This is a genomic window from Paracraurococcus lichenis (genome assembly GCF_030657435.1).
Taxonomy (GTDB): Bacteria; Pseudomonadota; Alphaproteobacteria; order Acetobacterales; family Acetobacteraceae; genus Paracraurococcus; species Paracraurococcus lichenis.
Map to the genome: position 1 here is coordinate 1 of NZ_JAUTWS010000166.1, position 6,379 is coordinate 6,379.

The following is a 6,379-nucleotide window of genomic DNA, read 5'->3' on the forward strand; positions in this document are numbered from 1 at the left end:
CCTGCTCCTGCTAAGCGGGGACGAAAGTCTGGCGATACTGGCAAGGCGGACCGGGCACCCGTCGAGGCGAAATACAAAGGACCCAACGGGGAGCTGTGGAGCGGACGGGGCAGGATGCGGAAATGGCTTCATGCAGCTGAGGCTGAAGGCAAGGCGAGGGACAGCTTTCTCATAAGGACCGAATAGCCGTTACCCCTTTTTAGCGGTGCACTTTGGCACAGCGTGTCCGCGGCCTTTTCGCAGGCCCCAGTAAGGTCAGCGCCAAGGGCAGCTATTGCCGTCTACCATGCTGCCGAGGCCTTGGGCTTATTGAGCAGCAGCCGGCTTGGGATAGACGCTGGTCGCCGATCACTCCGACATCGCCAACGGCGGGACGACCGCCGGACGGGGCTTCCAGGCGGCGCTGGCCCGCTGCCGACAACTGGGCGCGTTCCTGGTGGCGGCGCGCCTCGATCGCATGCTGCTGGGCGCCGCGCCGAAGTTGAATACGCCAGCCATCGTCTTCCCTACGTCAGAGGTTCAACTTCAACGGCGGCACGACACCGCGCCGCTATCTATGGTCGGTTACACGGTTGAACTGGAGATCAGTCGGGCGCCGCCGCGCGGCTGCGGACCTCGACCCCGGCCCAGCTTTCCATCACCTTGATCAAGGCGGTGAAGTCCTGCGGCCCGAAGCCCAGCTGCTCCGCCAGTCGCCAGAGCGTGCCGACCTGCTGGTGCACCAGCATCGGCACCTCCAGCGCTGTGGCCTCGGCAAGGCCCAGGTCGACATCCTTCAGCATCGTCGTCAGGCTGGACCCATAGTCAAAGCTGCCGGGGAGCACCGACTTCGGGACCTTGGTCAGGGTCGCGCTGTTTTGGCCGGTCGAGACGTTCAGCACCGCGACCATCTGGTCGGGATCAAGTCCGCCTTTCGCGCCAAGGACCAACGCCTCGAAGGCGGTCGCCATGTTGGCGGCGTTCACCAAGTTGTTCACCAGCTTCATGAGCTGCGCCTGGCCGGGCCGATCGCCGATCTCGAAGATCGTGCGGCCAACCTGCTCCAGATAAGGCCGGATGATGGCGCGCACCTCGGGTGGGGCAGCGCAAAGCATCGTCAGCGTCCCCGCACGCGCGCCCTTGGGGCCGCCGCTGATCGGACAGTCGGCCAGCGCGATGCCCTTCGCGGCGGCGATCTGACGGACTTTTTCGAGCGCCGGGCTGCCGATGGTGGACATCTCGACATATGTCTTCACCGCACCGCCCGCCGCAACATCGCGCGCCACGGCCTCGCTGACCCTGCCGTTGGGCAGGCAGGCGAAGACGAGCGGGGCCGCATCGGCGACAGCCGTGGCGGAGGTCTCGGCGACCGCGCCGCGCGCGACGAACGGCGCTATCGCGGCAGGGCTTGGGTCGAAGACATGCAGTGTGTGGCCAGCGGCTTGCAGCCGCTCTGCGATCGCCGCGCCCATCTGGCCGAGGCCAAGAAAGCCGAGTGCCATGGTCATGTCGGGCGCCCAAGAAAGTATGGCGGGGCTGGATGGCGTCGGCACGCTTGACCCCGACCATGATGCGCCACGACCCGCCCGCCGAGGCGAAAAGGCATCCGAGGTTTGAGTCCGGCGCCGACGAAAACTCTGGCTCGCACGCCGAAAGATGGGGCACGGCTCAGGTCTTCTTCGATCATCACTAAAACGGCTTGCATATCGTCGTCCAATAGGGGTTGCCAATGGCCGGCGGCGAGAAGCCACCAAGCCGAGATGGGACTGATGGTCTTGGCCGACTCAATCGGCTTTACGTAGTCACTTCGACTTTGCCTTACTATCTTCCACAGACCGGCTGGGAACAATCACCCGGGGCAATCGCGCACCTAGCTGGCCTATTCTGGCTGTACTCCCGCAGCACGCAGTACCGCAGCATAGCGCTCAAGCTCAGAGCGGATGAAGGTATCCACCTGGCCGGGTGTCTCGACCCCTTCCTTGTTCTGCAGACCAAGCTCCGTCAGGCGCGGCTCGAGACGCCGAACGCTTTCGTTGAAGGCGGTGTTCAACGCAGCGACGATGTGCGGCGGCGTGCGCGCCGGAGCAGCGGCAACGATCCAGATGTCCTGACGGAAGCCGGGCAGCCCCGCTTCTGTCGCGGTCGGGACCTGCGGCAGCACCTTGCTGCGCGTCGGTCCGCCGACCGCGAGTGCGCGTACCGTGCCCGAGCGCACATGCGCCATCGCTTCGGCCGGCGTGACGCCCGTCAACTGCACCTCGCCGCTCATCACTGCCTGCAGGGCCGGACCGCCGCCTCGATAGTGGACGATCGGAAGCTCGACCTGCGCGGCGGCCCGGAACACTTCACCAGTCAGGTGCACTGTGCTGCCGATGCCGGCGCCGGCGAAGTTGACGCGCCCCGGGTTGATGCGCAGTAGCTCGAGCAACTCGCCGAGGTTCTGCGCCGGCAAGCTTGGATTGCAAACCAGTACCATTGGCGCCGCGGAGAGCACCGCAAGCCCGACAAAGTCGGTGGCGACGTCGTAAGGCATGCGCACGACCAGCGCTGGCGCAATTGCGTGCGCGCTGCTGTTGATCAGGATCGTGTACCCGTCGGGTGGTGCTTTGGCGACAAGGTCGGTGCCGATGAGCCCCCCCGGCGCCGCCGGTGCGGTTCTCGACGGCGATCGGCTGGCCGAGCAGCGAGCCGGCTGGCTCCGCGACCAGTCGGGCAGTCAAATCGGCCAGCCCGCCGGGTGCGAAAGGCACGACGGCGCGGAGTGGTCTTTCGGGACGCCAGGTTGTCGCAGCGGTTTGAGCGGACGCACCAGGAACTGGCGTGGAAATTAAGCTCGCAAGCAACATCGGTCGGCGCCGGATCATTTGTTTTCCTCCCTGCAGGTTGACGGGCCGCAGCCACAGCCGACTGCCGCAGCAATTATGGCAAAGTGCACCGTTGCCAATCTTCGCTTGCGATGCGCTCGACCCGCGCCGCCGACATGCCAGGAGCCGACGAATGGTCGATGCGGATCTACGCCGCCATGGCGCAGAAGGAGCGCGAGCTGTTCAGCGAGCGGACGAGGGCCGCACTGTGGGCCACCAAGGCGCGCTGGGCGGCGCTGGCCGGCGACTGGGGTATTGGCCGTCGGGGGGGGGCCGAGCACCGCGGCAGCGCCCCAGGCGGGACGCATGGCGGCGGAGCGCGCACACCGCCTGGCGCTGGAGGTGGACAGGCTGCGGGCGGAGGGCGTCACCGGCCAAGCAGCGATTCTGCGGGCGCTGACCGAACGTGGGGCGCCGACGCACCGGGGCGGCGCGGCATAGACCCACACGACGGTCGCGCGGGTGATGGTAAGGGCAGCCGTTGGCTCGTCAGTACTCGTGATCGTCTCGATACCACACACCGTTGCCTGACGACCAAGAGTGTCGAAGCAGGCGATCACCTGAGATACGCCTTCTCGATCTCCCGCATTAGGGCATCACCTTGCAGGGCAAAAACGTCGGACACGGAGGCGATGCTGCTCTCGACGCCCGCGATCCCGCCTTCGGCCAGGATGCGGCGGAACGTCTCCTGCATGGCGCGGACCGCGGCACGGATCGCGTGGTTGCCGCAGATGATCAGCCCGACCTTTCCCAAGCTCCCGACATCAGCGAAGGAGAGCTGCGGGTAGCTAGTCGGCACCAGGACCAGCGGCACCTGCCCCGGCCAAGCGCGGCAAAAGGCCAGGATCTCGTCCGGTGTCTTCTGCCTGCTGTGGATCAGCACGGCATCGGCACCCGCCTCGGCATATGCGGCGCCGCGGCTGAGCGCCTCCGCCTGCCCCAGCCCCGCGATGAGCGCCTCGGTACGGGCGATGACAAGCATGTCGCCAGCCGCTTTGGCAGCCTCGACCTTGCCCTGGAACTCGCCCACTGGAACCAGTTCCTGTCGTCCGCCAGGGCGCAGGCTGCTGTCCTTCGGAAAGGTCTTGTCCTCGATCACCACAGCCGCGACGCCCGCGGCGGCGTATTTCGGCACCGCATAGGCCACGTTCACGGCATTGCCGAAGCCGGTGTCGATGTCGGCGATGACAGGCGCCTCCTGCACCTCGCCCATGGCCCGCATCATCTCGAGGTGCGTGTCCATCGGCAGGATGCTGGCATCCGGCACGGCATGGGACGCAGACAGCTCGAATCCACTCCCCCAGATCGCATCGAAGCCGGCCTCTGCGGCGAGCTTCGCCGCGAGGGGATTGTGCGCCGCCATGGCGACTGCCGGACGGGAGACATCGAGCTTGGCGCGAAGTGTAGCAGCTCGGGTGTTCAGCGCGGTCATTGCCATGTCCGTGGGCCAACTCTCTTTGCCGACCCAGCCTCCCGCGGCCGAGGCCCAGCGGCAACCCGCGGCATCAGCTTTCCGCCAAGCGCAGCGTGGCCAAGCCGAACGGCGCGGGGCTGGATCGACAAAACTGGGTGCGCGGGCGGCAGCCTGACCGCTCAGGTCGAACTGCCGAGAGAGGCGGGCAGGCAACAACCGCCACTCCGGGAGCGTTCCGGCTTATCGCTTCTGGAGAGGATTAAGACGCGACTGAAGTTCGGCTACCGAGTCCGCGATATTGCGACCCGCGGTATCCAGTACAAGCCGTGGCGTGGACCACGGCTCGTATTCGTGCCGCTTGACGCTCTCCCAAGTCGGCGGTGCAAGTCAGGGAATGTCAACTGTGCGGGTCTCGACCCTGCAGCGGTGTTCTGCAGGATCGGAGCAGACGACCTCAATCTCGACAATAGGTGACGAAGCTGCCGCGGCCACCGAACGCCAGGCGGCGCGTGTAACCGTAAGCGGATTTACGCAATCCGCAACCACGATCTGACCGTGGCGAAGGTTCGTCTCGGCCAGGGCATAGGCGATCATGTAGCCGGACGGCCCGACGTCACCCTTCAATACGTCCGCTGATCGCAGCGCCTGCTCTATGGTGTCGATGCGCAGATGGGTAGCGGGTAGCTTGCGAACGATCCGGGACGCCAGCGTCGTCTTGCCCATTCCCGGCAAGCCTCCGAACACGATCAGCATGAACGTAGTCCTCAGATGCCCGGAATCTCTACCTGAACTACCCAACGACGGACGGTGGCTCGCCGCACTCGCCGCACCACAGCTCCCACAGTAACCCAATCATGTGCAGCCGGGCATCCCTCCCGACCAGCGGGATCCGCAACCTCTACTGGTAAGGTGCGGAAAAGCGCTTCACTGCATAAATCGGTTGATTTCAGGGGTAGGTAGCGACTTCTCGACGTAGCCGAAGGTGCCTCGCTCCTTCACTTCGCATGCCGCGTCCACCAAGCCGGTCATTGCGGCGCGGTACAACGACGTCGCCAAGCTGACCCGCTTCACCCCGGCCGCCGCGAGGTCCTCAATTGGGAATGACTTTCCCTTGATCCCGGCCATGAAGTTGAAGGGACGCGACAGTGCGGCGCACACCGCGCGCACTGCTTCAAGGTCGGGCAGGCCAGGCGCCATCAGCACATCCGCGCCGGCCGCTTCGTAGGCGCGCAGCCGCGCGATGGTGTCATCAAGGTTAGGATTGCCGCGCAGGAAGTTCTCTGACCTTGCTGTCAGCACGAACGGGACGCCAAGGCTGCGCGCCACTTCCGCCGCTGTCCGCACGCGCTCCTCGGCATCCTCAAGGCGGTAGAGCGGCTGCCCGGGGTTGCCCGTCGCATCCTCCACCGAGGCGCCTGCAAGACCAACGCCAGCGGCCAAGCGGATGGTCTCCGCCACCCCCGCCGGCTCGTCGGCGAAGCAGCGCTCGAGGTCGGCCGAGACCGGCAGGTCTGTTGCTTCGACAATCGCCCGCGCGTGGGCGAGCGCCTCCTCACGCGTGACCGCTCCGTCGCGGCGGCCAAACGTAGCGGCGCAAGCGCCCGAGGAGGTCGCCAGTGCCTCGAAGCCGAGCCCTGCCAGCACGCGAGCCGAGGAGAGCATGCAAAGCTGTGGGGGAGGGCCGCGAGGGCGCCTATCTGGTAAGCTCCTCGGGTATGGGGGCGAAGGAGCGACGCCGGTGCCAAAGCGGGTATGGCGGCTGACGCTGGTGGCCGAGGAGGCTGAAGGGACGACGGAGACCGAACTCGCCCGGATCGAGCGGAGCGAGGCGGGCGGGCTGGCCGATCTCGGGCTCAGCCTTGAAGAGGTGAAGCATCTCACCGCGGCATTACAGGCCGAGATCGTCACGGCCCAAGTGGCCACGGTGGGTGAGCGCCGCCGAAGAGCCCGCGAACCCGGAGCAGGCAAGGTGCCAAGCCACCGCTCCGGTAAGCTCCCGACCGGCGGGAGCGAAGGGAGCGGGGCCGGTGCCGAAGCTGATGTGGCGAGTGAAGCTGGTCGCGGAGCTGGAACCCGGGGTGGTGACCGAGACCGAGGTGGCCCGGATCGAGCGTGACGAAGT

7 protein-coding genes are annotated in these 6,379 nt (G+C 66.4%); 2 read left to right on the forward strand and 5 right to left on the reverse strand.

The annotated features are described in order from the left end of the window. A partial coding sequence (locus tag Q7A36_RS41900) for an H-NS family nucleoid-associated regulatory protein (protein ID WP_370655783.1) occupies positions 1–186 on the forward strand: 186 nt, incomplete at its 5' end. 398 nt (positions 187–584) lie between these two features. Here Q7A36_RS41900 and Q7A36_RS37755 read toward each other — a convergent pair. Together Q7A36_RS37755 and Q7A36_RS37760 are read right to left on the reverse strand one after the other, a co-directional pair. Continuing rightward, positions 585–1,487 carry an NAD(P)-dependent oxidoreductase gene (locus tag Q7A36_RS37755; protein WP_305108947.1) on the reverse strand — a complete coding sequence of 301 codons (903 nt, stop codon included), beginning with the start codon at positions 1,485–1,487 and terminating at the stop codon, positions 585–587. Positions 1,488–1,858: 371 nt separating this feature from the next. Then, positions 1,859–2,695 carry a Bug family tripartite tricarboxylate transporter substrate binding protein gene (locus tag Q7A36_RS37760; protein ID WP_305108952.1) on the reverse strand — a complete coding sequence of 279 codons (837 nt, stop codon included), beginning with the start codon at positions 2,693–2,695 and terminating at the stop codon, positions 1,859–1,861. 454 nt (positions 2,696–3,149) lie between these two features. On the opposite strand from Q7A36_RS37760, the gene Q7A36_RS37765 reads away from it, so the two are divergent. After that, positions 3,150–3,284, forward strand: coding sequence for a hypothetical protein (locus Q7A36_RS37765; protein ID WP_305108948.1), 135 nt, complete (start codon positions 3,150–3,152; stop codon positions 3,282–3,284). A 115-nt stretch (positions 3,285–3,399) separates the two neighbouring features. Here Q7A36_RS37765 and Q7A36_RS37770 read toward each other — a convergent pair whose 3' ends face one another. The 3 genes from Q7A36_RS37770 to Q7A36_RS37780 form a co-directional block, all read right to left on the reverse strand. Further along, positions 3,400–4,275: a phosphonopyruvate hydrolase gene (locus Q7A36_RS37770; RefSeq protein ID WP_305108949.1), complete on the reverse strand. Its 876-nt coding sequence runs from the start codon at positions 4,273–4,275 to the stop codon at positions 3,400–3,402. A gap of 369 nt (positions 4,276–4,644) precedes the next feature. Beyond that, complete coding sequence (locus Q7A36_RS37775) at positions 4,645–5,010, reverse strand: AAA family ATPase (protein WP_305108950.1); 366 nt, start codon at positions 5,008–5,010, stop codon at positions 4,645–4,647. A gap of 171 nt (positions 5,011–5,181) precedes the next feature. After that, positions 5,182–5,919: an isocitrate lyase/PEP mutase family protein gene (locus tag Q7A36_RS37780; RefSeq protein ID WP_305108951.1), complete on the reverse strand. Its 738-nt coding sequence runs from the start codon at positions 5,917–5,919 to the stop codon at positions 5,182–5,184. Positions 5,920–6,379: the final 460 nt, after the last annotated feature.

What these genes read in the sequence shown, in the direction of transcription:
- Q7A36_RS37755 (WP_305108947.1), bottom strand. Translation starts at nt 1,487, where the DNA reads ATGACCATGGCACTCGGCTTTCTTGGCCTCGGCCAGATGGGCGCGGCG.
- Q7A36_RS37765 (WP_305108948.1), top strand. Translation starts at nt 3,150, where the DNA reads ATGGCGGCGGAGCGCGCACACCGCCTGGCGCTGGAGGTGGACAGGCTG.
- Q7A36_RS37770 (WP_305108949.1), bottom strand. Translation starts at nt 4,275, where the DNA reads ATGACCGCGCTGAACACCCGAGCTGCTACACTTCGCGCCAAGCTCGAT.
- Q7A36_RS37775 (WP_305108950.1), bottom strand. Translation starts at nt 5,010, where the DNA reads ATGCTGATCGTGTTCGGAGGCTTGCCGGGAATGGGCAAGACGACGCTG.
- Q7A36_RS37780 (WP_305108951.1), bottom strand. Translation starts at nt 5,919, where the DNA reads ATGCTCTCCTCGGCTCGCGTGCTGGCAGGGCTCGGCTTCGAGGCACTG.